This window comes from Streptomyces sp. NPDC041796 (assembly GCF_055590785.1).
Genome location: NZ_JBVJAH010000005.1, coordinates 81,103 through 104,413 on the forward strand (window position 1 = coordinate 81,103; position 23,311 = coordinate 104,413).

The window sequence follows — 23,311 nt, forward strand, 5'->3', positions numbered from 1 at the left end:
CGGACCGCTTCCGCTGTTCGCAATCCGGATCGGGCTGTTCACATAGAGCACTTGGCCTGTGCAAGTCAAGGTCTGTCTTTTCGCGTCATTCTCCGGTCGAATGTCGTCACTTGTGGCGCGACACCGCACGCGGATAACACATCGACCCCCCATCCGCGGTTCGCGGGCGCGGGGAGGACAAGATCAAGTGACCAGCAGACGACGGGCTTTCAGAGCCTCAGCGGTGATCGTGGCGCTGGCCGCCACCGCCGCGACGGCCTCGGCCTTCACGACGGCCCAGGCCGACAACCGCCCCACCAACGGCATCGAGCGCCATGACCCGGCCCCGGGCGCGCACGACGCGGGGCACGGTGCCCCCGGGCACGACCACGCCGCCAAGGTCGACCACGACCTCGACGGCCCGTTCAGCAAGCAGCAGGCCCAGGCGCGCGAGGCGGCGCTGGAGCAGGTGCTGGCAGGCGACCTCACGGTGGAGCGCAGGGGTGCCTCCAAGGTCGTCAAGCTCGACGACAAGAAGTACGTCGAGCTGGGCCGCGAGAAGACCGACAAGATCTTCACGATCCTGGTCGAGTTCGGCGACAAGGTCGACGACACCACGCTCATCGACCGCGCGGACGACGGCGACGACCACACGCTGAAGCCGAAGTTCGGCGGCACGCCCGGCCCGCTGCACAACCGGATAGCCGAGCCGGACCGTTCGAAGGACAACTCGACGGCCTGGCAGAAGGACTACAACCAGCAGCACTTCCAGGACCTGTACTTCGGCACCGGCAAGGACAAGAAGACCGGTCAGCAGAAGCAGTCCCTGAAGACCTACTACGAGAAGACCTCCTCCGGCCGCTACTCGGTCGACGGCGCGGTCTCCGACTGGGTCAAGGTCGAGTACAACGAGGCCCGTTACGGCTCGAACTACTGCGGCAACAGCAACTGCTCCAACGTGTGGGACGCCGTCCGCGACGGTGTGACCGCCTGGACCGCGCAGCAGAAGGCGGCGGGCAAGACCGACGCCGAGATCAAGGCGCAGCTCGCCCAGTACGACCAGTGGGACCGCTACGACTTCGACGCCGACGGCAACTTCAACGAGGCCGACGGCTACATCGACCACTTCCAGATCGTCCACGCCGGTGAGGACGAGTCCGCGGGCGGCGGCGCCCAGGGCGGCGACGCGCTGTGGGCCCACCGCTGGTACGCGTACGGCACCGACGCCGGCAAGACCGGTCCGGCCCACAACAAGGCCGGCGGTACGCAGATCGGCGACACCGGCATCTGGGTCGGCGACTACACGATGCAGCCGGAGAACGGCGGCCTCGGTGTCTTCGCCCACGAGTACGGCCACGACCTGGGCCTGCCGGACCTCTACGACACCTCCGGCAAGGCGGGCGCCGAGAACTCGACCGGCTTCTGGTCCCTGATGTCGTCCGGCTCCTGGCTCGGCACCGGCAAGAACGAGATCGGCGACCTGCCCGGTGACATGACCGCCTGGGACAAGCTGAGGCTGGGCTGGCTCAACTACGAGAAGGCCAAGGCCGCCACGAAGTCCAAGCACACGCTGGGCGTCGCGGAGTACAACACCAAGAACCCGCAGGCGCTGGTCGTCGAGCTGCCGAAGAAGAAGGTCACCACCCCGGTCGTCAAGCCGGCCGAGGGCTCCAAGCAGTGGTGGAGCGACATGGGTGACGACCTCAAGAACACCCTCACCCGCTCCGTCGACCTCACCGGCAAGACCAAGGCCGAGCTGACGCTCGACGGCTGGTGGGACATCGAGCAGGACTACGACTACCTCTACACCGAGGTGTCGACCGACGGCGGCAAGAGCTGGACGGCGCTGGCCGGCACCGCGAACGGCAAGGCCATCCCGGCCGACGCCAGCGGCGCCCCGTCGCTGACCGGTGTCTCCGGCGCCTGGCAGAAACTGGCCTTCCCGCTCGACGCGTACGCCGGGAAGAAGTTCGACCTCCGCTTCCGCTACCAGACCGACGGCGGCGCGGGCGGCAAGGGCTTCACCGCCGACGCCATCACCCTGACGGCCGACGGCGCGGCGGTCCTGACGGACAACGCCGAGGGTGACGACAACGGCTGGACCCCGAAGGGCTTCTCCCGGATCGGTGAGTCCTTCACCAACGAGTACGACCAGTACTACATCGCCGAGAACCGCCAGTACGTCTCGTACGACAAGACCCTGAAGGTCGGCCCGTACAACTTCGGCTTCGCGGCGCCGATGGACAGCTGGGTGGAGCACTACCCGTACCAGACCGGTCTGCTGGTCTGGCAGTGGGACACCTCCCAGAAGGACAACAACACCGCCGTCCACCCGGGCCAGGGCCTGATCCTGCCGGTCGACGCGCACGCCACGCCCACGAAGTGGGCCGACGGCACGCTGATGCGCAACCGCATCCAAGCCTACGACTCGCCGTTCAGCCTCTACCGGACGAACGGCCTGACGCTGCACAAGGCCGGTGTCGAGGCCAAGGTCGCGTCGCAGGCCGGCGTCCCGGTCTTCGACGACCGCAAGGGCGTCTACTGGTACGAGTCGAACCCGCGTGCGGGCGTCAAGGTAACTGACACCAACACCAAGATCGCGATCGTCAAGCAGCCGAAGAACGGCCAGACGATCACCGTCCAGGTGGGTCCGTCCACGAAGTAGTCGCTGTTTCAGCAGGTCAGAGCATGATCGGCCGTCGCCCCCTAGCGGGCGGCGGCCGATTCTGTTTAGGTGCGTGGTGACCCATTCTTATTGACACACCATCTCACGGGGGAGTGGTTCAGCATGCCCGGTGGAGGTTTCACCAAGTTGCCCGGCGGCAAGGTCGTGGTCGCCCTCAGCCTGCCGAGCCCGGTGGGCGACGGCTCCACGGTCCGCGTCCTGGTCCACGCCGCCAACCGCGCCCGCGCCCTGACCCGGCTGCGGAACCTCGGCCTCCGCGCGGTCTACCTGCGAGGCAACACCCACCCGCCCACACCGGACGAGATCACCGCGGTGCTCCACCACCCCGACGGCCTGCTCTGGCGCACGGTCCCTGAGTCCCACACCGAGCTCTGGCACCCCATCCGCGCCCTGCTGCCCCAGGCCCGCGCCTGGGGCGCCCCCAGCGCGTCCTAGCCGCCCGGGGCCTCAGACGACGGGCTTGCCGGTGAGCTCGACGCCCGCGGCGCGGAGGTCCTCCAGGGCCCGCTCGGTGGTCTCCTCCGCGACCCCGGCCGTCAGGTCGAGCAGCACCTGGGTGCGGAAGCCCTCACGGGCCGCGTCCAGGGCGGTGGCGCGGACACAGTGGTCGGTGGCGATGCCCACCACGTCCACCTCCGTGACCTCCCGCTCCCGCAGCCAGTCGGCCAGCCGGACGTCGTTCTCGTCGGTGCCTTCGAAGCCGCTGTACGCCGCCGCGTAGGCGCCCTTGTCGAACACCGCGTCGATCGCGCCCGAGGCGACCGCCGGTGCGAAGTTCGGGTGGAAGCCCACTCCCTCCGTACCGGCCACGCAGTGCCTCGGCCAGGAGTTCACGTAGTCCGGCCGGTCGGAGAAGTGGTCGCCCGGGTCGACGTGGTGGTCGCGGGTGGCCACCACGTGCTGGTAGACGGCACCGGCCGCCTCGCCCACCAGGTCCGTGATGGCGGCGGCGACGTCCGCGCCCCCCGTCACGGCGAGGCTGCCGCCCTCGCAGAAGTCGTTCTGTACGTCGACGACGATCAGTGCGCGGTGCATGGCGGTTGTCCTTCGTGGGGGAGCGGTCGGTCGGGTGTACGCGCGTGGTTCCGGGGATGGGTTCGAGCCTAGAGACTTACGCGGTCCGGCGGGAGGGGGCCTCCCTTCCCGCCCGGGCCGGTCTCAGACGTACTCCGTGGGGATGACGGCCTCACCCCGTGACAGCTGGATCGCCGACATCGGCAACCCCGCCAGTGCCGCCATGTGCCGCTCCCGCGCCGCGTCCAGCGGCTCACGGGCCACCACGTCGCCGCCCTTGACCAGCTGCGTCAGCAGTTGCCGGTCCGCGAGCTCCGACGGGACCGGGCCGGTGCCCACGACCTCCGCCTCGGCCACCCCGTCCGCGTCGACCCGCCGCGCCGCCCACTTGCGGCCACCGACGGACATCTTGCCGCCCAGCGACTTCTTGGCCACCGAGCGCAGCGGCGCCTTCGGGTCTCCGGACTCGGCACGGGCGACCAGCTTGTAGACCATCGAGCAGGTCGGGTGACCGCTGCCGGTCACGAGCTGCGTACCGACGCCGTACGCGTCGACCGGCGCCGCCGCGAGCGACGCGATCGCGTACTCGTCCAGGTCCGAGGTGACGACGATCCTGGTGTCGCGCGCCCCCAGCTCGTCGAGCTGCTGGCGCACCCGGTGGGCGACCAGCAGCAGGTCACCGGAGTCGATGCGCACCGCGCCCAGTTCCGGACCGGCGACCTCCACGGCGGTGCGCACCGCCTCGGCCACGTCGTAGGTGTCGACGAGCAGCGTCGTACCGCGGCCCAGCGACTCGACCTGCGCGCGGAAGGCGTCGCGCTCGGTGTCGTGCAGGAGGGTGAAGGCGTGCGCGGACGTGCCGACCGTGGGGATGCCGTAGCGGAAGCCCGCGGCCAGGTCCGAGGTGGAGGAGAAACCGCCCACGTACGCGGCGCGGGCGGCGGCGACCGCGGACAGCTCGTGGGTGCGCCGGGCCCCCATCTCGATCAGCAGCCGGTCACCGGCGGCGGCCGACATCCGGGAGGCGGCGGCCGCGATCGCCGAGTCGTGGTTGAGGATCGACAGGATCACGGTCTCCAGCAGGACGCACTCGGCGAAGGTGCCCTCGACCCGGAGAATCGGCGAGCCGGGGAAGTACACCTCGCCCTCGGGGTAGCCCCAGATGTCGCCGCTGAAGCGGTAGTCCGCGAGCCAGGCGAGCGTCGGCTCGTCGACGATGCCCCGCTCGCGCAGGAAACCGAGGACGCCCGCGTCGAAGCGGAAGTTCTCCACGGCGTCCAGCACACGGCCGGTGCCGGCCACGACGCCGTAGCGCCGCCCCTCGGGCAGCCGCCGGGTGAACACCTCGAAGACCGACCGCCGGTCGGCCGTGCCGCCCCGCAGCGCCGCCTGGAGCATGGTCAGCTCGTACTGGTCGGTGAAGAGCGCGGTAGACGGCACGTCCACCGGCAGCCCAAGATCCGCAGCATTCATACGACGATGCTACCCCGAATACTCGTCAGAGTGACGATTTCCCCTCGGCTCCGTACGAGCCCCGTTTGTGCGACCCCCCACCCTCAGTGGCAGCATTGGCTAAGTGAGTGTTGCTCCCGCAGAGATCGAACGCACCGAAGCGGCCGAAGAGGGTTTCGCCGTCACCGAACCCGACGTGCCCTGGGTGACGATCGTCCACAACGATCCGGTCAACCTCATGAGCTATGTCACCTACGTCTTCCAGGCGTACTTCGGCTACTCCAAGGACAAGGCGCACAAGCTGATGCTGGACGTGCACCACAAGGGCAGGGCCGTCGTCTCCAGCGGCACCCGTGAGGAGATGGAACGGGACGTGCAGGCGATGCACGGCTACGGGCTGTGGGCGACCCTCTCCCAGGACCGCGGCTGATGAGCGGGCACTTCGAGGCGCTGCCGGGCGGTGGCGCGGCCGTCCCGCTCGACGAGGTCGAGATCTCCATCCTCCGCTCCCTGGCCGTCCAGCTCCTGGAGCTGATCGGCCCCGGCGAGACGTCCCCCAAGGGGGAGGACCCGCTGGCCGAGCTGTTCCGCGAGGGCCCCAGCGAGCCGCCGGCCGACCCCGCGCTGGCCCGCCTCTTCCCCAACGCGTACGAGGACGGCGACGAGAAGCTGCGCGAGGCGTCCGCCGAATTCCGCCGCTACACCGAGAACGACCTGCGCGACCGCAAGCGCGCGGACGCCCTCGCCGTCGTACGGAGCCTGGACACGCTCGACGTCGCGGGCGGGGGTGGCGCGGTCCTGAAGCTCACGGCCGACGAGGCCCGCCACTGGCTCGGCGCGCTCAACGATCTGCGGCTGACCATCGGCACCCGGCTGGAGGTCAGGGACGACGACGAGAACGAGGTGCTGTACCGGCTGCCGGACTCCGACCCGCGCAAGCCGATGGTCATGGCGTACCTCTGGCTGGGCGCCCTCCAGGAGACGCTCGTCGAGACCCTCATGTGACCTTCGTTCGCTCAGCGGACGCTCAAATCCGTATAACGATCGGATCACCAGCACACCCTGAGTTATGGGTGTCTGTGTCATTTGTCCGCTTCTTACTGTGCGGTGCGCCACAATCCCGCTCGTCGATCACGGTTGCGACCGTGATAAATCTTCACGACCGCCCGGGGACGCCACCCCTGTTCCCGGGGGCGCTCAGGCCGGCGGACCGCCGGCGGCACTCCATCCATATCCGGGGGGATCAGGACCTGATCCGCAGTCACGCGCAGTCCAGTGCGCGATCGACGCGGATCAGCGTGGAGAAAGGCGCACCAACCATGACCTCAGTGCAGGTCGACAAGCAGCACGACGGCAGTGAGGCCGCGGAGTCCGCGTCCGGCGAGGGCTATCAGCGGGGCCTCGGAGCCCGTCAGATCCAGATGATCGCGATCGGCGGAGCCATCGGCACCGGGCTGTTCCTCGGCGCGGGCAAGGCCATCTCCAAGGCCGGACCGAGCCTCATCCTGGCGTACGCCATCGCCGGCCTCGTCATCTTCTTCATCATGCGGGCGCTGGGCGAGCTGCTCATGTACCGCCCCGTCTCGGGCTCCTTCGCGGAGTACGCCCGTGAGTTCGTCGGCCCCTTCGCCGGCTTCGTCACCGGCTGGACGTACTGGCTCTTCTGGGTCGTCACCGGCATCACCGAGGTCACCGCGGCCGCCACGTACATGACGTACTGGTGGGACATCCCCCAGTGGGTCTCCGCCCTCATCTTCACGATCATCCTGTACGGCGCGAACCTCATCTCCGTGAAGCTCTTCGGTGAGCTGGAGTTCTGGTTCTCGATGATCAAGGTCACCGCCATCATCGGCATGATCCTGATCTGCGCCGGCATCCTCACCATCGGCTTCTCCGACGCCGGCGACACCGCGTCCATGACCATGCTGTGGTCCGAGGGCGGCTTCTTCCCCAAGGGCATCGGCGGCACGCTGATGACGCTCCAGATCGTGATGTTCGCCTTCCTCGCGGTCGAGCTGGTCGGCGTCACCGCCGGCGAGTCGAAGGACCCGAAGGTCACCCTGCCGAAGGCCATCAACACCGTCCCGTGGCGCATCGCCGTCTTCTACGTCGGCGCGCTGATCATGATCCTGTCGGTCGTGCCGTGGACGCACTTCAAGCCGGGCGTCTCGCCGTTCGTCGCCGCCTTCGAGCAGATGGGCCTCGGCATCGGCGCCGCGATCGTGAACTTCGTGGTACTGACGGCCGCCCTGTCCTCCTGCAACTCGGGCATGTACTCCACCGGCCGCATGCTGCGCGACCTCGCGCTCAACGGCCAGGGCCCCAAGGTCTTCACCAAGCTGACGAGGTCCGGCACCCCGCTGATCGGCCTCACCTTCTCGGCGGCGCTGATGCTCGTGGGCGTGTGGATCAACTACGTCGCCCCCGGCAAGGCCTTCGAGTACGTCGTCTCCTTCGCCACCATCTCCGGCATGTGGGCCTGGATCATGATCCTGGTCTCGCAGATCCGCTACCGGGCCGCCGTCAAGCGCGGTGAGGCCCCGGAGTCGGAGTTCAAGGCCCCCGGCGCGCCGTACACGAGCTGGTTCGCCCTGCTGTTCATCGGCATGGTCATCGTGATGATGGGCATCGACGAGGGTGCGCGGGTCTCCCTGTACTGCGCCCCGCTGTGGGCCCTGCTGCTCGGCGTCTCCTACCTGGTCCTGAAGTCCCGGAACCCGGAGAGCGCCTCCTTCAAGCGGTAGTCTCCCGGTGGCTTGTCCACCATGTGGGCCCGCCCGTACCAGCACTCGGTACGGGCGGGCCCATCTGCTTATCCTGATGCCCATGCTGACCATCACACGGGCTCTGTACGACCAGATCGTCGCGCACGCGCGCGAGGACCACCCGGACGAGGCCTGCGGCGTGGTCGCGGGACCGGCCGGCTCCGGGCGCCCGGAGCGCTTCATCCCGATGCTCAACGCCGCCCGCTCGCCCACGTTCTACGAGTTCGACTCGGGCGACCTGCTGAAGCTCTACCGCGAGATGGACGACCGCGACGAGGAACCCGTCGTCATCTACCACTCGCACACCGCGACCGAGGCCTACCCGTCCCGTACGGACGTCTCGTACGCCAACGAGCCCGGAGCGCACTACGTCCTCGTCTCCACGGCGGACACGGACGACGCCGGACCGTTCCAGTTCCGCTCGTACCGGATCGTGGACGGCGAGATCACCGAGGAAGAGGTGCAGGTCGTCGAGGCGTACTGAGTGCTGGTCCCGCATGACGGATGGAAAACGTCCAGAATGCGGGATCACACTCCGAAGGGCGGACCGGGAATCGATACGATGACCGCATGGTTTCCATCGACGTGAGCGAACAGACGCCGGGCACCGTGCTGCTCGTGGCGCGGCTGCACGTCGACCTCTGCCGCCTCGCCAGCGCGATCTGTCCGCGCTGTGCCGCCGCTTGAGCGCCACCACCGGCACGTCCTGGTACGCCCCGGCACCGCCCGGTACCGACCCGGTACCAGTCGCGCCGCCTCCGCACTTGTGCGCGCAGCCGTCCGCGTGCGCACGCAGCACCGCCCGCCCCCTTCCCGCCTCCCTGCTGACACAGCCCTTCCGACAGGAGCCCACGCCATGGCCATCGAGGTCCGCATCCCGACCATCCTCCGCACCCACACCGGCGGCGCCAAGGCCGTCGAGGGCAGCGGGGACACCCTCGCCGACCTCTTCGCCGACCTCGAGACCCGGTACGCCGGCATCCAGGAACGCATCGTCGACGGCGGAGAGCTGCGCCGCTTCGTGAACGTCTACCTGAACGACGAGGACGTCCGCTTCCTCGAAGGCATCAACACCAAGCTGTCGGACGGCGACAACGTCACGATCCTCCCGGCCGTGGCCGGCGGAATGCGCTGATGCGTTACGACTCGCCGCTCGCCGCCGTCGGCAACACCCCGCTGGTCCGGCTGCCGCGTCTGTCCCCCTCGGCGGACGTCCGCATCTGGGCCAAGCTGGAGGACCGTAATCCGACCGGATCGATCAAGGACCGTCCGGCCCTGCACATGATCGAGCAGGCCGAGAAGGACGGCCGGCTCACGCCCGGCTGCACCATCCTCGAACCCACCAGCGGCAACACGGGCATCTCGCTCGCGATGGCGGCCCGGCTCAAGGGCTACCGCATCGTGTGCGTCATGCCCGAGAACACCTCCCAGGAGCGGCGCGAGCTGCTCACGATGTGGGGCGCCGAGATCATCCCCTCCCCCGCGGCCGGCGGCTCCAACACGGCCGTGCGGGTCGCCAAGGAGCTCGCCGCGGAGCACCCCGACTGGGTGATGCTCTACCAGTACGGCAACCCCGGCAACGCGGGCGCGCACTACGCCACGACGGGGCCGGAGATCCTGGCCGACCTCCCGTCCGTGACCCACTTCGTGGCCGGGCTCGGGACGACGGGCACGCTGATGGGCGTCGGCCGCTTCCTGCGCGAGCACAAGCCGGACGTGAAGATCGTCGCCGCCGAACCGCGGTACGACGACCTGGTGTACGGGCTGCGGAACCTCGACGAGGGGTTCGTCCCCGAGCTGTACGACGCCTCCGTCCTCACGACCCGCTTCTCCGTCGGCTCGGCCGACGCGGTGACCCGCACGAGGGAGCTGCTCCAGCAGGAGGGCATCTTCGCGGGCGTCTCGACGGGCGCGGCGCTGCACGCGGCGATCGGGGTCGGGAAGAAGGCGGTCAAGGCGGGCGAGAGCGCGGACATCGTGTTCGTCGTGGCCGACGGCGGCTGGAAGTACCTGTCGACGGGCGTCTACACGGCCCCGACGACCGAAGCGGCCATCGAAACGCTCCAGGGCCAGCTCTGGGCGTAGCGCCGCCCTTGCGGCTCGGTGGGCTTCCGGTTGGAGTGGGGCGGCGCCCTTTCGCGGTGCCCCGGGACGGGGCCTGTTAACGGTGCCGACGTGGGCGGTGCCCGTCCGGCGGCCGGTGCCGGTGGGTGGGGGTGTGGCCCCTCCGGGCTCACCTCCTCGCGGTCGGCGGCCCTGGGTTCGTCCGGCAGGGAGCCGTCTCGGCGCCGCCAACCTCCCCCACAAGTGGGGGGACCCCCAGCGGGGGCGACCCTGCACGGCCCCACCCCGGCCGTCGGTTCGGTGCGGCTTGTCATGCCTCGCGGCGCGAAGCCGCCGCGCGGAAGGGGCGGGGCGGGCGCGGCCCCCGGTCAGGCGGAGAGGTGCCGGACCCGGTCCCAGACCAACGGGTCCACCCGGCTCGCGCGGCGGCGGAAGTGCCAGAGCGGTACGTCCCTGAGCTCGTCGGTCTCCAGGAAGCTCGGGCGGCCCCGCGCGTCGCCCACGGCGCCGGGGCGCAGGGCGATCACGCCCGGGCGTTCGTCCCGGTACCGGCTGGTGATCTTGACGACGAGCGCCGTGTCGCCGCGTACCGCCAGGACCAGGCACGGGCGGTCCTTGGAGCCGGGGCCGTCCTCGTAGGGGACGTCCGCCCACCAGATCTCCCCCGGCCGGGGGCGGGCCTTCGGCGTCCCGCCCGGCCGGGCCGGCGGGCGCGTCCGGCCACCCGGACGGCGGGCGCGGCCCGTCGCGTCGGACACCGCCGCGACCAGCGCGATCACCACGACGGCGCCGAGCGCCAGCCACCAGGACGTGTCCATGGAACGGACGCTACCCGCCCGAACCGGTGACAGCGCGGGTGAGTTCGACCACAAGGGGCCACTGCGGAGGAGCGACCCGGCGCGCCGCGCCTTACGCTCGGTAAACCGCACGACCTCCCCTGTCAGCGCCTGCCCGGCTCCCGTCCTCGGAGGTTCACGCTCCATGAAGCTCACCGTCGTCGGCTGCTCGGGGTCGTTCCCGTCCGCGGAATCGGCCTGTTCGAGCTACCTCGTAGAGGCCGACGGCTTCCGGCTGCTCCTCGACATGGGCAATGGCGCCCTGGGCGAGTTGCAGCGCCACATCGGTCTGTACGACCTGGACGCGATCTTCCTCAGTCACCTGCACGCCGATCACTGCATCGACATGTGCGGGTACTTCGTCGCGCGCTACTACCGCCACGAGGGCGGCCGCTGCCCCGCCATCCCCGTCTACGCGCCGGACGGCGCCGAGCAGCGGCTGACGACGGCGTACGCGGACACGCCGTCCGACAAGTCGATGAGCGAGGTGTTCGACTTCCACACGCTCAAGTCCGGCTCTTTCGACATCGGCCCGTTCCGGGTGCGCACGGAGAAGGTCTGCCACCCCGTCGAGGCCTACGGGATCCGGGTGGAGCACGGGGGGAAGGCCCTCGTGTACTCGGGTGACACGGGTGTCTGTGCCGAACTGGACACGCTGGCGGCGGGGGCCGACCTGTTCCTGTGCGAGGCGTCGTTCACGTACGGCAAGGAGGACATCCCCGGGCTGCACCTGAACGGCCGTGAGGCGGGCGCGCACGCCGCCCGGGCGGGCGCGGGGCGGCTGGTGCTCACGCACATCCCGCCGTGGACGGACGGCGAGCGGAACCTGGCGGACGCGCGGGCGGTCTACGACGGGCCGTCGGAACTGGCGCACGCGGGCGCGGTCTACGAGGTGTGACAAAGGCCCCCGGGTGACCGGGGGCCTTTCTCGTGGAGGTGCTTACTTGGCTTCGGCCTTCTGGAGCTCGGCCAGCTCCTCGTCGGACTCGCGGCCCGGCGTCGGGAGGTTGAACTTGGTGATCGCGAAGCGGAAGACCACGTAGTAGACCGCCGCGAAGCACAGGCCCACCAGGGCCAGACCCCACGGGTTGGACGCGATGCCCAGGTTCAGCAGGAAGTCGATGGCGCCGGCGGAGAAACCGAAGCCGTCCTTCATGCCGAGCGCCCAGGTCAGCGCCATGGAGACACCGGTCAGCACCGCGTGGACCGCGTACAGCACCGGCGCGATGAACATGAACGTGAACTCGATCGGCTCGGTGACACCGGTGACGAAGGAGGTCAGCGCGAGGGAGAACATCATGCCGCCGACGACCTTGCGGCGCTCGGGGCGGGCGCAGTGGACGATCGCGAGGCACGCGGCGGGGAGGGCGAACATCATGATCGGGAAGAAGCCGGTCATGAACTGTCCGGCGGTCGGGTCGCCGGCCAGGAAGCGGGCGATGTCGCCGCTCTTGCCCTCGTACTCGCCGGCCTGGAGCCAGGGGAAGGAGTTCAGCAGGTGGTGCATGCCGACCGGGATCAGCGCGCGGTTGGCGACACCGAAGATGCCCGCGCCCACGGCGCCGGAGCCGACGAGCCACTCACCGAAGTTGTGCAGGCCCGCACCGAGCCAGGGCCAGATCAGGCCGAAGAGGATGCCCGCGATCAGGCCGGCGAAGGCGGAGAGGATCGGGACCAGGCGGCGGCCGCCGAAGAAGCCCAGCCAGTCGGGCAGCTTGGTGCGGTAGAAGCGCTGGTAGAGCAGCGCCACGATGATGCCCATGACCACGCCGCCGAGCACCTTGGCGTCGACCGCCTGCTCGACCATGACGATCTTGCCGTCGACGATGGCTTCCTTCTTCGGCAGGCTGCTGTCGGTGAAGGTGCCCAGCACGCTCTTGAAGACGAGGTAGCCGACGACCGCGGCCAGCGCGGTGGAGCCGTCGGACTTCTTGGCGAAGCCGATCGCGATACCGACGGCGAAGAGCAGCGCCATGTTGTCCAGCAGGGCGCCACCGCCCGCGGCCATATAGCCCGCGATCTTGGTGATGAACGTCGGGAACGACTCACGGCCGAGCATGTCCGGCTGGCCGAAACGCACCAGGAGCGCCGCGGCCGGCAGCACGGCGACCGGCAGCATGAGGCTGCGGCCGATGCGCTGCAGGACGGCCATCGCGCCGGCGCCCTTCTTCTTCTCCGCCTCGGGGGCGGTGGCGGTGGACATCAGGTTCCTCCAGGTGGGCAAGGCGCCGCCCGGGGACATTGATGTCTAATGGGGGACGGCGGCGTCTCGGGAAACGCGGCGCAACACCGCGTGGTCTACACCATTAAGTGGTGTAGACCTGTTGTAGCACGGTGAGGGTTAGATAAGGAACTTGCGATTTGATAACGCCGAAGGGGCCCCTATCGCGGGGCCCCTTCGGCGTGATCGGGCGGCTACGGCTTGGTGACGTCCGTCTCCGCCTCTTCGGGCTCGCGCCCCGGTGTCTTGAGGTCGAATTTCGTGATCGCGAAGCGGAAGATCGCGTAATAGACCACCGCGAAGACGAGACCGATCGGAATGATCAGCCACGGCTTCGTCGCCAGGCCCCAGTTGATCACGTAGTCGATCAGGCCCGCCGAGAAGCTGAAGCCGTCCTTGACGCCGAAGGCCCAGGTCACCGCCATCGAGACACCGGTCAGCAGGGCGTGGACGACGTACAGCACGGGTGCGATGAAGAGGAACGAGTACTCGATCGGCTCGGTGATCCCCGTGACGAAGGACGTGAGGGCCACCGAGAGCATCAGGCCGCCGACCTCCTTGCGGCGGTGCGGCTTGGCGCAGTGGGTGATGGCCAGCGCGGCGGCGGGGAGCGCGAACATCATGATGGGGAAGAAGCCGGTGGTGAACTGCCCCGCGTCGGGGTCGCCCGCGAGGAACATGCTGATGTCGCCGTGCACGACGGTGCCGTCCGGTTTGGTGTACGTGCCGAACTGGAACCAGACGGGCACGTTCAGGAACTGGTGCAGCCCGATCACCAGCAGCGCGCGGTTGGCGACGCCGAAGAGGCCGGCGCCCCAGGATCCCAGGCCCACGAGCCAGTCGCTGAAGTCCTCCAGGGCGTCGCCGACGGGGGGCCAGATGAACAGGCACACCACGGCGAAGGCGATCGCGACGAACGACATGATGATCGGGACGAGCCGGCGGCCGTTGAAGAAGCCCAGCCAGTCGACCAGCCTGGTGCGGTGGAACCGCTGCCAGAAGTAGGCGGTCAGCAGGCCCATGACGATGCCGCCGAAGACGCCGGGATTCTGGTACGTGTACGCCACGAAGGTGTCGTCCGCGCCCAGGCAGCCGCCGTTAACGTCCGTGGTGCCCGGCGGGCAGTCCTTGGGGAAGGCGCGCAGCACGCCCCGGTAGACCAGGAAGCCCGTCACCGCGGCGAGCGCGGTGGAGCCGTCCGCCTTCTTGGCCATGCCGATCGCGACGCCGACGCAGAACAGGAGCGGCAGGCCGAGGTCCGCGTCCAGCAGGGCGCCGCCCGCGCCCGCGATCACCTTGGCCACGTCGTTCCAGCCCAGCCCGTCGGCGCCGAAGACGTCGGGCTGGCCCAGGCGGTTGAGGATGCCCGCGGCGGGCAGCACGGCGATGGGGAGCTGGAGGCTGCGGCCCATCTTCTGCAAGCCCTGGAAGACGCCGGTCCACCGCCGGGGCTTCGGTGCGGGCTTGGGCGCGGCCGCGCTCTCGGAGCTCATCGGCGTCCTCCCGGAAGACTGGTGTAGACCAGTTGCGATATCGTAGGCGCTGGTGATCGTCATCCTTCGGTACAACCGGGTAATGCGCCCGCGAAGATGGGCCAACCGTGCGTTACCGTGACGAAAGACCTAGGTGGGCCGAGCAGCGCTCAGTGCTCCGAAACGGCTCTTGGACGCAGGGAGAAAGACATGGCCAGCAAGGCTGAGAAGATCGTCGCCGGGCTCGGTGGCATCGACAACATCGAAGAGGTCGAGGGCTGCATCACCCGCCTGCGCACCGAGGTCGCCGATCCCGCCCTGGTCGACGAGGCCGCGCTGAAGGCCGCCGGCGCCCACGGCGTCGTCAAGATGGGCAGCGCGATCCAGGTCGTTATCGGCACCGACGCCGACCCGATCGCCGCGGAGATTGAAGACATGATGTGAGCGGACGCCCACAGCGCACCGCTCACCCGTGAGGGGCCCGTTCCGGTACCGGAACGGGCCCCTCGCACATGGGCGACTAGGCTCGTGCCATGTCTCGAATCGACGGCCGCACCCCCGAACAGCTCCGCCCGGTCACCATCGAACGCGGATGGAGCAAGCACGCCGAGGGCTCCGTCCTCATCTCCTTCGGCGACACCAAGGTCTTCTGCACCGCCTCCGTCACCGAGGGCGTCCCCCGCTGGCGCAAGGGCAGCGGCGAAGGGTGGGTCACCGCCGAGTACTCGATGCTGCCGCGCTCCACCAACACCCGCGGCGACCGCGAGTCCGTACGCGGCAAGATCGGCGGCCGCACGCATGAGATCTCCCGGCTCATCGGCCGCTCACTGCGCGCCGTCATCGACTACAAGGCCCTCGGCGAGAACACCATCGTCCTCGACTGCGACGTCCTCCAGGCCGACGGCGGCACCCGCACCGCCGCCATCACCGGCGCGTACGTCGCCCTCGCCGACGCCGTCGCCTGGGCGCAGGGCAAGAAGCTCGTGAAGGCCGGCCGCAAGCCGCTCACGGGCACCGTCGCCGCCGTGTCCGTCGGCATCGTCGACGGCACACCGCTGCTCGACCTCTGCTACGAGGAGGACGTGCGCGCCGAGACCGACATGAACGTGGTGTGCACCGGCGACGGCCGCTTCGTCGAGGTCCAGGGCACCGCCGAGGCCGAGCCCTTCGACCGCAAGGAGCTCAACGCCCTCCTCGACCTCGCCACCGGAGGCTGCGCCGACCTCGCCGCCCTCCAGCGCGACGCCCTCGGCATCACGCTCCAGGACAACCCCTAGCAACCGTGGACGCCCCCGGGGCGTCCACCAGTACGGGCGTACGGGCCGAACCGTACGCCCGTCCGCAGCCCTCGGGAGGACCCGTTCCATGCGCCGTCGCCGTACCGCCGCTCTCGCCGCCGCCACCGCAGTGCTCGCCCTCACCGGAGCGGTCGGCTGCGGCGCGCTCGACAAGGCCATGGACTGCGTCCAGGCCGCCGACTCCATCGCCACCAGCGTCGACAAGCTGAGCCAGGCCGTCTCCAGCGCGACGAACGACCCGACCCGGATGAACGAGTCCCTCGACGAGATCGACAAGGAACTCGACAGCCTCAAGGACAAGACGGACAACGCCGACCTGTCCAAGGCCGTCGACGACCTCGGCAAGGGCGTCGACAGTGTCCGCACCGCCGTCCAGAACGGCGACACGACCCCCGACATCAAGCCGGTCACGGACGCGGCCACCGAGATCGGCAAGGTCTGTACCCCGTAGATACTGGGCCCATGACCCGCCTGATCCTCGCCACCCGCAACGCCGGGAAGATCACCGAACTGCACGCCATCCTCGCCGACGCAGGGCTCGACCACGAGCTCGTCGGCGCGGACGCCTACCCGGACATCCCCGACGTCAAGGAGACCGGCGTCACCTTCGCCGAGAACGCCCTCCTCAAGGCCCACGCCCTCGCCCGTGCCACCGGACTGCCCGCCATCGCCGACGACTCCGGCCTCTGTGTCGACGTCCTCGGCGGAGCGCCCGGCATCTTCTCGGCGCGCTGGGCTGGCCGACACGGAGACGACCGGGCGAACCTCGGGCTCCTGCTGGCCCAGCTCTCCGACATCGCCCCCGAGCACCGGGGCGCCCACTTCGCCTGTGCGGCCGCGCTCGCCCTCCCCGACGGCACCGAACGCGTCGTGGAAGGCCGTCTCCGCGGCACCCTCCGCCACACCCCGGCCGGCACCGGAGGCTTCGGCTACGACCCGATCCTCCAGCCGGACGGCGACACCCGGACATGCGCGGAGCTGACGGCGGCGGAGAAGAACGCCATCAGTCACCGCGGCCAGGCCTTCCGTGCCCTGGTGCCGGTCATCCGTGAACTGGTCGGCTGACGGGCCCGCTCACGCCGAAGGGCGCCCCCGGGGTACAGGGGGCGGCCCTTCGCGGTGATGTGCGGCCGGAGGGACTCGAACCCTCACGGGTGTTACCCCACTGGGACCTAAACCCAGCGTGACTGCCAATTCCACCACGGCCGCGTGCGCGCCCCCATCGTAGTGGGCGGCCCGTGGCCGCCGGGCGCCGCCGTCAGAACCTGGGCCCCGGGGCCCGGGCCCGAACCGGTTCCGCCGCCTCCTCCTCCGTACCGACCGACGGCGGTGAGCCCGCGAGGGGCTGACGGGCCGTCTCCTTCGTGCAGGCGACCGCGACGACGCCGGGTACGTCGGCGGGGCGGGGCTGGTGACGGCACTGACCGCCGTGCTGGGGGGCGTCCATGGAGGCCTGGGGCCGGCGGGTCCGGTTCCGTGGCGGGGCCGCTGGGCCTGGTGGGGAACCGAAGCCCCAGGCGCTGGGACTTCGCTCACACGGCCGTCAGATGCCGAGGTCCTTGATGATCTTGGCTACGTGGCCGGTCGCCTTCACGTTGTACAGCGCCCGCTCGACCTTGCCCTCCCCGTCCACGACGACCGTCGAGCGGATCACACCCGTCACCGTCTTGCCGTAGAGCTTCTTCTCGCCGAAGGCACCGTAGGCCTCCAGGGTCTCCTTGGAGGGGTCGCCGACCAGCGTGACCTTCAGGTCCTCCTTCTCACGGAACTTCGCCAGCTTCTCCGGCTTGTCCGGCGAGATCCCGATCACGTCGTAGCCCGCGTCGGCGAGCACGTCCAGGTTGTCGGTGAAGTCGCACGCCTGCTTGGTGCAGCCGGGCGTCAGCGCGGCCGGGTAGAAGTACACGATGACCTTGCGGCCCCGGTAGTCGGCCAGGGACACGTCCTTGCCGTCCGCGTCGGGCAGGGTGAAGGCGGGGGCGGTGTCGCCGGGCTGCAGTCGCTCGCTCATGATCTCTCTCCTGACTCGGACGTATGCGTTCAGAGCCTAATGGGGGTCTGGGACAGTCACCGGGCCCCCGAGCTGACAGACTGTCCACCACGGATTTGGACGGACCTACGGAGGCAGCGCGGTGTCGGAAGCCAGGACCCCTGCGCAGATCGAGGCGGACATCGTCCGCCGACGCGAGCAGCTCGCCGTCACTCTCGACGAGATCGGCGTGCGTATGCACCCGAAGACGATCATCGGGGACGCGAAGGCCAAGGTGGCGTCGACGGTCGACCAGACCGCCGGACGCGCCTTCGTCACCGTGAACCGCGTGGTGACCGATGTGAAGGGACGGTTCGTCTCGGAGGACGGCGCACCGCGCCTGGAGCGGGTGGTGCCGGTGGCCCTCCTCGCCGTCGGCGTGGTCGGGCTGCTCGCCCTGGGCGCCCGGAGGCGCAAGGACTGACACGAGTCGTGCCCCTCTGGCGTGCGGGACGCGCCGGGGCAGGTAGGTTCGTGGCGTGAGCGAGAACACCCACGACAAGCTGCCCATCCGGATGCTGCACGACCGGGTGCTGGTCCGCACCGACACGCCCGAGGGTGAGAGGCGTTCGGGCGGCGGCATCCTCATCCCGGCGACCGCCGCCGTCGGCCGCCGGCTCGCCTGGGCCGAGGTGGTCGCGGTCGGTCAGAACGTACGGACCGTGGAGACCGGGGACCGGGTGCTGTACGACCCCGAGGACCGCGCCGAGGTCGAGGTGCGGGGCGTGGCGTACGTACTGATGAGGGAACGCGACCTGCACGCGGTCGCGGCGGACAGGTTCGGCGGGTCGGAGGACTCGACCGGTCTGTACCTGTAGGGCGGCTTCGGTCCGAAGCGCGTGCGGAAAAGGCCTGGTGGCGGACGTCACCAGGCCTTTGTGCGTCTCTTTGCTAGCGTGGAAGGACCCCGACGAGACGCGCCGTACCGGGTTTCCGCAAAGACGACGCACCCCTTGTTCGTACGTTCTCGCGTCTCGGAGGTGCCGTCATGGCCTGGGTCCTGCTGATCGTCGCCGGTCTGCTCGAAGTGGGCTGGTCGATCGGGATGAAGTACACGGACGGTTTCACCCGGCTGTGGCCGAGCCTCCTCACCGGTATCGGGATCGTGGCCAGCATGGCCCTGCTCTCCCAGGCCGCGAAGACCCTCCCGATCGGTACCGCGTACGGCGTGTGGGTCGGCATCGGCGCCGCCGGTGCGGCAGTCGTCGGCATGGTGGTGCTGGGCGAACCGGCGACGGCCGCGCGGATCTTCTTCGTCTGCCTGCTGCTGGTCGCGGTGGTGGGCCTGAAGGCCACCTCCGGCCACTAGCGGGGTACCGCCGACCGGCGCGGCCTGTGCGTGCCCGGGCCGCGCCGATCCGTCCGTGCCGCCAGGCCCTGCGTGCCGTCTACCGGACCCGGGCGGGGCCGCCGGGCGGGCCGGCGGGCATGCCGGGCACCTGCCCGGTGGCCGTAACGCCGTCCGGGCCGGGCGCCGGGGCACCGCCGGTCGCCCGGCCCGGGCGGGCGGCCTCCTGCGTACCGCCGGTGCCGTGCGCCCCGCCGGATCCGCGCGGGCCCCGGAACCCGTCGTACCCGTCGTACCCCTCCCGGCCGCGGCCCGCCTCCGTGCCCTCGTGCTCCCAGCCGCCCGGGTCCTCGGGGTCCATCGAGCCGGAGGGATCCGGTTTCTCCAGCTCCTCCTCGACGCCGTCGGCCAGCACCAGGTCGAACTCCCGCACCTCGCTGTCCTCCAGCGCCGCCCGGGTGTACTGGCCCCAGATCTCCGCGGGCGCCCCGCCGCCGTTCATGCGCTCCAGTCCCAGCGCCCCGTACAGCGGTTTCTGCGCTCCGGTGTCCGGGTCCTGGCCCATCACCGTGATCACGGTCGCCAGGTCCGGCGTGTAGCCGGCGAACCAGGCCGCCTTGTCGTCCTCCGCCGTGCCGGTCTTGCCCGCGGCCGGGCGCCCGGCCGCCTGCGCGGCGGTGCCGGTGCCGCCCTCGATGACGCTGCGCAGCATGGCCGTCGTCGTGTCGGCGGCCTCCCGGCTGATCACTTGCTTGCTCTCGCCGGCGGGCAGGGGCAGCGCTTTGCCGTCCTTCTCGATCTTCTCCACCAGGGCGTAGGTGCCGTGTTTGCCGTGGTTGGCGAGGGTGGCATACGCCTCCGCCATGTCCAGCACGCTCGCGGTCGCGGGACCGAGCGCGATGGAGGGGGAGGGGTTCAGGTCGGGCGTGTCGGCGGGCAGGCCCAGGTCGATGGCGGTCTGCTCCACCTTGGCCGGGCCGACGTCGACGGCCAGCTGGGCGTACACGGCGTTGACGGACTTGTCGGTGGCGGTGCGGACGGTGATGGGGCCGTAGTTCACGTCGTCCTCGTTGGCCGGGGCGTACGGGCTGCCGGTCCAGCCCTGCACCTGGCGTTTGTTGGTGCCGTCGTAGCGGGTGTGGGGCGAGATGCGGTCGCCGTTCTGGGTGACGGAGGCGTGGTGGACGGCGGCGGCGAACACGAACGGCTTGAAGGTGGAGCCGACCTGGTAGTCGCGGCGGGTCGCGTTGTTGACGAACTGCCGGGTGTAGTCGACGCCGCCGTACATGGCGACGACCTTGCTGGTGGCCGGGTCGATGGACACGCCGCCGACCCGTACGTACCGGTCCGTCTCATTGCCGTTGTCGAGGCGGGCCGTGACCTGCTCGTGGACGGCTTGGGCGAGGGACTCCTGCTTGTGCTGCTCCAGGGTGGTGGTGATGCGGAAGCCGCCCTGCGCGAGGGACTTCCTGTCGATGACGTGGTGGTCGGTGAGGTAGTCCTCGACGGCCTGGACGATGTAGCCGCGCTGGCCGGAGAGGCCGGTGGTGGCCGTGGCCTCCTCGGGGTCGGGGAAGGCGGTGGCGGCGCGGGCGGCGGGGCTGAGCCACTTCTCCTTGACCATGGCGTCCAGTACGTAGTTCCAGCGCCCGATCGCCTTGGCGCGGTTCTCGGGGCGGCCGGTGACGTCATAGGCGCTGGGGGCGTTGAGGAGGACGGCGAGGTAGGCGCCCTGAGCGGTCGTCAGGTCCTGGGCGTCCCGGCCGTAGTAGGCGCGGGCGGCGGCCTGGATCCCGTAGGCGTTGCGGCCGTAGAAGCTGGTGTTGAGGTACCCCTGGAAGATGTCGTCCTTGGTCTTCTCCCGGTCGAGTTTGATCGAGATGAAGAACTCCTTCACCTTTCGGACGAGGGTCCGTTCCTGGCCGAGGTAGTAGTTCTTGACGTACTGCTGGGTGATGGTGGAGCCGCCCTGGGTGCCCTTGCCGGTGAGGGTGTTCCAGGTGGCACGCAGCATCGCCTCCGGGTCGACGCCGGGCTGGGAGTAGAAGTCCCGGTCCTCGGCGGCGAGTACGGCGTGCTGAACGCCGGCGGGGACCTGGGAGAGGCGGACGTTCTCGCGGTTGACGTCACCCTTCTGGGCGAGCGGGGTGCCGTCGCGGTACAGGAACACGTTGGACTGGGCCGTGGCGGCGGCGTTGGCGCGCGGGATGTCGACGAGGTGGTAACCGGCGAAGAAGCCGCCGATCAGCAGCAGGGCGAGGAAGAGGAATCCGCCGAGGACCATCCGCCAGGTGGGCAGGAGCCGCCGCCAGCCGGTGCGCTTCTTGCGCCTGGGGCTGCGGTCGGGGGTGGCGGGGGCTTCGGGTGGCGGCCCGGCGACGGTCGGGTCGCGGGGCTCCCAGCCTGGCTGCGGTGGCTCGTCGCTCATGTTCTCCGGCCTGTTTCGTCCGATATGGGGCGTTTTGTGTAGCCCCTTCATAGTGCACGGCACACCCGCCCAACCCCGGCAACGGCAGCCGAAAACCGCTCGCGGGCACGGATGGCGGCGGACTAGGCTCCTCGGCTTTGGTGTGTGCCGACGGGGGAGGGGTGCGGACATGCGGCTGTACGCGGCCGTGGCGGCGGGTGGGTTCCGGCGCTATGCGACGTACCGGGTGGCGACCGCCGCCGGGGTGTTCACCAACACCGTCTTCGGTTTCATCCTGGCGTACACCTACATGGCCCTCTGGGGCGAGCGGCCCGGTCTCGGCGGCTACGACATGGCCGAGGCGCTCACCTATGTGTGGATCGGCCAGGCACTGCTGGCGACCTGCGGGCTCATGGGCGGCGGGTTCGAGGACGAGCTGATCGAGCGCATCAAGACGGGGGACATCGCCGTCGACCTCTACCGCCCGGCCGACCTTCAGCTCTGGTGGCTGTCGGTCGCCCTCGGCCGGTCGGCCTTCCAGCTACTGGGCCGCGGGGTGGCGCCCATGGCCGTCGGGGCGCTCGCCTTCGACCTCGCCCTGCCCGAACATCCGCTGACCTGGCTCGCCTTCCTGGTGTCGGTGGCGCTGGGCGTGGTGGTCAGCTTCGCGGTCTGGTTCCTGGTGGCGCTGAGCGCGTTCTGGCTGATGGACGGGGCCGGGGTGGTGCAGGTGGCCTGGCTGTCGGGGACGTTCTTCTCCGGGATGCTGCTGCCCCTGACCGTCTTCCCCGGCGCGCTGGGCGAGGTGGCGCGCGCGCTGCCGTGGGCGTCGCTGCTCCAGCTCCCGGCGGATGTGTTCCTGGAGAAGCGGACGGGGTGGGAGCTGATGGGGACGTACGCGTTCCAGGCGGGCTGGGCGGTGGCGCTGCTGGCGGCGGGCCGGGCGCTCCAGGCGGCGGCGACCCGGCGGGTGGTGGTCCAGGGTGGGTGAGCTGGGTGCGGGGCTGCGCGCGTACGGGCTGATCGCCGCGATGTGGGTGCGGTCGACGATGACGTACCGCTTCTCCTTCGCGATGACGCTGCTGTCCAACTTCACCGCGACCGCGTTCGACTTCGTGGTCATCCTGCTGATGTTCAGCCAGGTGGAGGGGCTCGGCGGCTTCTCCTTCGCCGAGGTCGCCTTCCTGTACGGGACGACCGGCACCGCCTTCGGGCTGGCGGACCTGGTGCTCGGTCAGGTGCAGCGGCTGGGGCGGCGGGTGCGGGACGGGACGCTGGACACGCTGCTGGTACGGCCGGTGCCGGTGCTGGCGCAGGTGGCGGCCGACCGGTTCGCGCTGCGCCGGATGGGACGGGTGGTGCAGGGGCTGATCGTGCTGGTCTGGTCGCTGGTGCTCCTCGACGTGGCGTGGACGCCGCTGAAGGTGGCGCTGGTGCCCGTGATGGTGGTGAGCGGATGGCTGATCTTCTCGGCGGTGATGGTGGTGGGCGCGGCGTTCCAGTTCTGGGCGCAGGACGGCTCGGAGGTCGCCAACGCGTTCACCTACGGCGGGAACACCCTCCTGCAGTACCCGCCCGTGATCTTCGCGCAGGACCTGGTGCGCGGAGTGGTCTACGTGGTGCCGCTGGCCTTCGTGAACTGGGTCCCGGCGCTGTACGTCCTGGGGCGCGAGGCACCGGCGGGGCTCCCGGGATGGGCGGTGTTCGCGTCACCGGTGGTGGCGGCGGTGTTCTGGATGGTGGCGGGGCTGGCATGGCGGGTGGGGATTCGTTCGTACCGGAGCACGGGGAGCTGAGTTT

General features: G+C 70.0%; 27 protein-coding genes, 1 tRNA gene and 1 riboswitch. Of the genes, 19 read left to right on the top strand and 9 right to left on the bottom strand.

Going from position 1 to position 23,311, the window contains the following annotated elements; all coding sequences use genetic code 11:
* Positions 1 to 187 precede the first annotated feature (187 nt).
* On the top strand, positions 188 to 2,644 hold the full coding sequence (locus tag ACZ6C1_RS11205) for an immune inhibitor A domain-containing protein (RefSeq protein ID WP_469240007.1): 2,457 nt from the start codon (positions 188 to 190) through the stop codon (positions 2,642 to 2,644).
* 123 nt (positions 2,645 to 2,767) lie between these two features.
* Positions 2,768 to 3,100, top strand: a complete 333-nt coding sequence (locus ACZ6C1_RS11210) for a hypothetical protein (protein WP_469240009.1) — start codon at positions 2,768 to 2,770, stop codon at positions 3,098 to 3,100.
* A gap of 12 nt (positions 3,101 to 3,112) precedes the next feature.
* Here ACZ6C1_RS11210 and ACZ6C1_RS11215 read toward each other — a convergent pair whose 3' ends face one another.
* Both ACZ6C1_RS11215 and ACZ6C1_RS11220 read right to left on the bottom strand, forming a co-directional pair.
* Positions 3,113 to 3,700, bottom strand: a complete 588-nt coding sequence (locus ACZ6C1_RS11215) for an isochorismatase family protein (protein ID WP_469240011.1) — start codon at positions 3,698 to 3,700, stop codon at positions 3,113 to 3,115.
* A gap of 123 nt (positions 3,701 to 3,823) precedes the next feature.
* The gene (locus tag ACZ6C1_RS11220; protein WP_469240012.1) at positions 3,824 to 5,152 is read right to left on the bottom strand and encodes a nicotinate phosphoribosyltransferase; all 1,329 of its coding nucleotides are present in this window, start codon (positions 5,150 to 5,152) and stop codon (positions 3,824 to 3,826) included.
* 103 nt (positions 5,153 to 5,255) lie between these two features.
* Here ACZ6C1_RS11220 and clpS point away from each other — a divergent pair, with 103 nt between their 5' ends.
* The 7 genes from clpS to ACZ6C1_RS11255 all read left to right on the top strand — a co-directional run bounded on the left by clpS (position 5,256) and on the right by ACZ6C1_RS11255 (position 9,981).
* Complete coding sequence (clpS, locus tag ACZ6C1_RS11225) at positions 5,256 to 5,561, top strand: ATP-dependent Clp protease adapter ClpS (protein WP_064072206.1); 306 nt, start codon at positions 5,256 to 5,258, stop codon at positions 5,559 to 5,561.
* The gene (locus ACZ6C1_RS11230; protein ID WP_469240013.1) at positions 5,561 to 6,136 is read left to right on the top strand and encodes a DUF2017 domain-containing protein; all 576 of its coding nucleotides are present in this window, start codon (positions 5,561 to 5,563) and stop codon (positions 6,134 to 6,136) included. Before clpS ends, ACZ6C1_RS11230 begins: the two co-directional genes overlap by 1 nt.
* A gap of 314 nt (positions 6,137 to 6,450) precedes the next feature.
* Positions 6,451 to 7,875, top strand: a complete 1,425-nt coding sequence (locus tag ACZ6C1_RS11235) for an amino acid permease (protein ID WP_469240014.1) — start codon at positions 6,451 to 6,453, stop codon at positions 7,873 to 7,875.
* Positions 7,876 to 7,957: 82 nt separating this feature from the next.
* Positions 7,958 to 8,380: a M67 family metallopeptidase gene (locus tag ACZ6C1_RS11240; RefSeq protein WP_469240015.1), complete on the top strand. Its 423-nt coding sequence runs from the start codon at positions 7,958 to 7,960 to the stop codon at positions 8,378 to 8,380.
* A gap of 86 nt (positions 8,381 to 8,466) precedes the next feature.
* The gene (locus ACZ6C1_RS11245) at positions 8,467 to 8,583 is read left to right on the top strand and encodes a putative leader peptide (protein WP_469240016.1); all 117 of its coding nucleotides are present in this window, start codon (positions 8,467 to 8,469) and stop codon (positions 8,581 to 8,583) included.
* Between the two features lie 169 nt (positions 8,584 to 8,752).
* Positions 8,753 to 9,031: a MoaD family protein gene (locus tag ACZ6C1_RS11250; RefSeq protein ID WP_064072210.1), complete on the top strand. Its 279-nt coding sequence runs from the start codon at positions 8,753 to 8,755 to the stop codon at positions 9,029 to 9,031.
* On the top strand, positions 9,031 to 9,981 hold the full coding sequence (locus ACZ6C1_RS11255; RefSeq protein WP_469240017.1) for a PLP-dependent cysteine synthase family protein: 951 nt from the start codon (positions 9,031 to 9,033) through the stop codon (positions 9,979 to 9,981). Before ACZ6C1_RS11250 ends, ACZ6C1_RS11255 begins: the two co-directional genes overlap by 1 nt.
* A 347-nt stretch (positions 9,982 to 10,328) precedes the next feature.
* Here the strand turns inward: ACZ6C1_RS11255 and ACZ6C1_RS11260 are convergent, their stop codons facing one another.
* Complete coding sequence (locus ACZ6C1_RS11260) at positions 10,329 to 10,778, bottom strand: type II toxin-antitoxin system PemK/MazF family toxin (RefSeq protein WP_469240018.1); 450 nt, start codon at positions 10,776 to 10,778, stop codon at positions 10,329 to 10,331.
* Positions 10,779 to 10,941: 163 nt separating this feature from the next.
* Between ACZ6C1_RS11260 and ACZ6C1_RS11265 the strand changes: the two genes are divergently transcribed.
* A complete protein-coding gene (locus ACZ6C1_RS11265) occupies positions 10,942 to 11,694 on the top strand; it encodes an MBL fold metallo-hydrolase (RefSeq protein WP_469240019.1) in 753 nt (250 codons plus the stop codon).
* 42 nt (positions 11,695 to 11,736) lie between these two features.
* On the opposite strand, the gene ACZ6C1_RS11270 is transcribed toward ACZ6C1_RS11265, so the two are convergent.
* The gene (locus tag ACZ6C1_RS11270; protein ID WP_469240020.1) at positions 11,737 to 12,999 is read right to left on the bottom strand and encodes a PTS transporter subunit EIIC; all 1,263 of its coding nucleotides are present in this window, start codon (positions 12,997 to 12,999) and stop codon (positions 11,737 to 11,739) included.
* Positions 13,000 to 13,211: 212 nt separating this feature from the next.
* A complete protein-coding gene (locus ACZ6C1_RS11275) occupies positions 13,212 to 14,510 on the bottom strand; it encodes a PTS transporter subunit EIIC (RefSeq protein ID WP_469240021.1) in 1,299 nt (432 codons plus the stop codon).
* A 189-nt stretch (positions 14,511 to 14,699) separates the two neighbouring features.
* Between ACZ6C1_RS11275 and ACZ6C1_RS11280 the strand changes: the two genes are divergently transcribed.
* The 4 genes from ACZ6C1_RS11280 (at position 14,700) to rdgB (ending at position 16,852) form a co-directional block, all read left to right on the top strand.
* Complete coding sequence (locus tag ACZ6C1_RS11280; protein ID WP_031076305.1) at positions 14,700 to 14,933, top strand: PTS sugar transporter subunit IIB; 234 nt, start codon at positions 14,700 to 14,702, stop codon at positions 14,931 to 14,933.
* A gap of 89 nt (positions 14,934 to 15,022) precedes the next feature.
* Positions 15,023 to 15,766 (top strand): ribonuclease PH, encoded by a 744-nt coding sequence (gene rph / locus ACZ6C1_RS11285; RefSeq protein WP_469240022.1) that lies wholly within the window; start codon positions 15,023 to 15,025, stop codon positions 15,764 to 15,766.
* Positions 15,767 to 15,854: 88 nt separating this feature from the next.
* Entirely contained in the window at positions 15,855 to 16,238 is a 384-nt protein-coding gene (locus ACZ6C1_RS11290; RefSeq protein WP_469240023.1) for a hypothetical protein, read from the top strand.
* A gap of 11 nt (positions 16,239 to 16,249) precedes the next feature.
* Complete coding sequence (gene rdgB / locus ACZ6C1_RS11295) at positions 16,250 to 16,852, top strand: RdgB/HAM1 family non-canonical purine NTP pyrophosphatase (RefSeq protein WP_469240024.1); 603 nt, start codon at positions 16,250 to 16,252, stop codon at positions 16,850 to 16,852.
* A gap of 60 nt (positions 16,853 to 16,912) precedes the next feature.
* Here rdgB and ACZ6C1_RS11300 read toward each other — a convergent pair.
* From ACZ6C1_RS11300 to bcp, 3 genes are all read right to left on the bottom strand, one after another.
* Positions 16,913 to 16,996, bottom strand: a tRNA-Leu gene (locus tag ACZ6C1_RS11300).
* A 49-nt stretch (positions 16,997 to 17,045) separates the two neighbouring features.
* Positions 17,046 to 17,234: a hypothetical protein gene (locus ACZ6C1_RS11305; RefSeq protein WP_469240395.1), complete on the bottom strand. Its 189-nt coding sequence runs from the start codon at positions 17,232 to 17,234 to the stop codon at positions 17,046 to 17,048.
* 96 nt (positions 17,235 to 17,330) lie between these two features.
* A complete protein-coding gene (bcp, locus tag ACZ6C1_RS11310) occupies positions 17,331 to 17,798 on the bottom strand; it encodes a thioredoxin-dependent thiol peroxidase (protein ID WP_469240025.1) in 468 nt (155 codons plus the stop codon).
* Positions 17,799 to 17,919: 121 nt separating this feature from the next.
* Here bcp and ACZ6C1_RS11315 point away from each other — a divergent pair, with 121 nt between their 5' ends.
* The 3 genes from ACZ6C1_RS11315 to ACZ6C1_RS11325 all read left to right on the top strand — a co-directional run bounded on the left by ACZ6C1_RS11315 (position 17,920) and on the right by ACZ6C1_RS11325 (position 19,125).
* Positions 17,920 to 18,240, top strand: coding sequence for a DUF3618 domain-containing protein (locus ACZ6C1_RS11315; protein WP_469240026.1), 321 nt, complete (start codon positions 17,920 to 17,922; stop codon positions 18,238 to 18,240).
* A gap of 55 nt (positions 18,241 to 18,295) precedes the next feature.
* A complete protein-coding gene (locus ACZ6C1_RS11320) occupies positions 18,296 to 18,634 on the top strand; it encodes a GroES family chaperonin (RefSeq protein ID WP_073750705.1) in 339 nt (112 codons plus the stop codon).
* A gap of 62 nt (positions 18,635 to 18,696) precedes the next feature.
* Positions 18,697 to 18,767: riboswitch (guanidine-III (ykkC-III) riboswitch) on the top strand.
* Between the two features lie 37 nt (positions 18,768 to 18,804).
* Entirely contained in the window at positions 18,805 to 19,125 is a 321-nt protein-coding gene (locus ACZ6C1_RS11325) for a DMT family transporter (RefSeq protein ID WP_469240027.1), read from the top strand.
* Between the two features lie 79 nt (positions 19,126 to 19,204).
* On the opposite strand, the gene ACZ6C1_RS11330 is transcribed toward ACZ6C1_RS11325, so the two are convergent.
* Complete coding sequence (locus ACZ6C1_RS11330; RefSeq protein WP_469240028.1) at positions 19,205 to 21,532, bottom strand: transglycosylase domain-containing protein; 2,328 nt, start codon at positions 21,530 to 21,532, stop codon at positions 19,205 to 19,207.
* A gap of 169 nt (positions 21,533 to 21,701) precedes the next feature.
* Here ACZ6C1_RS11330 and ACZ6C1_RS11335 point away from each other — a divergent pair, with 169 nt between their 5' ends.
* Together ACZ6C1_RS11335 and ACZ6C1_RS11340 are read left to right on the top strand one after the other, a co-directional pair.
* Entirely contained in the window at positions 21,702 to 22,502 is an 801-nt protein-coding gene (locus tag ACZ6C1_RS11335; RefSeq protein WP_469240029.1) for an ABC transporter permease, read from the top strand.
* 40 nt (positions 22,503 to 22,542) lie between these two features.
* The gene (locus tag ACZ6C1_RS11340) at positions 22,543 to 23,307 is read left to right on the top strand and encodes an ABC transporter permease (RefSeq protein ID WP_469240355.1); all 765 of its coding nucleotides are present in this window, start codon (positions 22,543 to 22,545) and stop codon (positions 23,305 to 23,307) included.
* Positions 23,308 to 23,311 lie beyond the last annotated feature (4 nt).

Excerpts from the sequence above, each read along its gene's own strand:
- ACZ6C1_RS11255 (WP_469240017.1), top strand. The coding sequence starts at position 9,031 with ATGCGTTACGACTCGCCGCTCGCCGCCGTCGGCAACACCCCGCTGGTC.
- ACZ6C1_RS11290 (WP_469240023.1), top strand. The coding sequence starts at position 15,855 with ATGCGCCGTCGCCGTACCGCCGCTCTCGCCGCCGCCACCGCAGTGCTC.
- ACZ6C1_RS11245 (WP_469240016.1), top strand. The coding sequence starts at position 8,467 with ATGGTTTCCATCGACGTGAGCGAACAGACGCCGGGCACCGTGCTGCTC.
- ACZ6C1_RS11340 (WP_469240355.1), top strand. The coding sequence starts at position 22,543 with ATGTGGGTGCGGTCGACGATGACGTACCGCTTCTCCTTCGCGATGACG.
- ACZ6C1_RS11260 (WP_469240018.1), bottom strand. The coding sequence starts at position 10,778 with ATGGACACGTCCTGGTGGCTGGCGCTCGGCGCCGTCGTGGTGATCGCG.
- ACZ6C1_RS11215 (WP_469240011.1), bottom strand. The coding sequence starts at position 3,700 with ATGCACCGCGCACTGATCGTCGTCGACGTACAGAACGACTTCTGCGAG.
- ACZ6C1_RS11325 (WP_469240027.1), top strand. The coding sequence starts at position 18,805 with ATGGCCTGGGTCCTGCTGATCGTCGCCGGTCTGCTCGAAGTGGGCTGG.
- ACZ6C1_RS11335 (WP_469240029.1), top strand. The coding sequence starts at position 21,702 with ATGCGGCTGTACGCGGCCGTGGCGGCGGGTGGGTTCCGGCGCTATGCG.
- ACZ6C1_RS11210 (WP_469240009.1), top strand. The coding sequence starts at position 2,768 with ATGCCCGGTGGAGGTTTCACCAAGTTGCCCGGCGGCAAGGTCGTGGTC.
- ACZ6C1_RS11280 (WP_031076305.1), top strand. The coding sequence starts at position 14,700 with ATGGCCAGCAAGGCTGAGAAGATCGTCGCCGGGCTCGGTGGCATCGAC.
- ACZ6C1_RS11305 (WP_469240395.1), bottom strand. The coding sequence starts at position 17,234 with ATGGACGCCCCCCAGCACGGCGGTCAGTGCCGTCACCAGCCCCGCCCC.
- ACZ6C1_RS11270 (WP_469240020.1), bottom strand. The coding sequence starts at position 12,999 with ATGTCCACCGCCACCGCCCCCGAGGCGGAGAAGAAGAAGGGCGCCGGC.
- ACZ6C1_RS11330 (WP_469240028.1), bottom strand. The coding sequence starts at position 21,532 with ATGAGCGACGAGCCACCGCAGCCAGGCTGGGAGCCCCGCGACCCGACC.
- ACZ6C1_RS11250 (WP_064072210.1), top strand. The coding sequence starts at position 8,753 with ATGGCCATCGAGGTCCGCATCCCGACCATCCTCCGCACCCACACCGGC.
- ACZ6C1_RS11235 (WP_469240014.1), top strand. The coding sequence starts at position 6,451 with ATGACCTCAGTGCAGGTCGACAAGCAGCACGACGGCAGTGAGGCCGCG.
- ACZ6C1_RS11240 (WP_469240015.1), top strand. The coding sequence starts at position 7,958 with ATGCTGACCATCACACGGGCTCTGTACGACCAGATCGTCGCGCACGCG.
- rdgB (WP_469240024.1), top strand. The coding sequence starts at position 16,250 with ATGACCCGCCTGATCCTCGCCACCCGCAACGCCGGGAAGATCACCGAA.
- ACZ6C1_RS11275 (WP_469240021.1), bottom strand. The coding sequence starts at position 14,510 with ATGAGCTCCGAGAGCGCGGCCGCGCCCAAGCCCGCACCGAAGCCCCGG.
- ACZ6C1_RS11220 (WP_469240012.1), bottom strand. The coding sequence starts at position 5,152 with ATGAATGCTGCGGATCTTGGGCTGCCGGTGGACGTGCCGTCTACCGCG.
- bcp (WP_469240025.1), bottom strand. The coding sequence starts at position 17,798 with ATGAGCGAGCGACTGCAGCCCGGCGACACCGCCCCCGCCTTCACCCTG.
- ACZ6C1_RS11230 (WP_469240013.1), top strand. The coding sequence starts at position 5,561 with ATGAGCGGGCACTTCGAGGCGCTGCCGGGCGGTGGCGCGGCCGTCCCG.
- ACZ6C1_RS11265 (WP_469240019.1), top strand. The coding sequence starts at position 10,942 with ATGAAGCTCACCGTCGTCGGCTGCTCGGGGTCGTTCCCGTCCGCGGAA.
- rph (WP_469240022.1), top strand. The coding sequence starts at position 15,023 with ATGTCTCGAATCGACGGCCGCACCCCCGAACAGCTCCGCCCGGTCACC.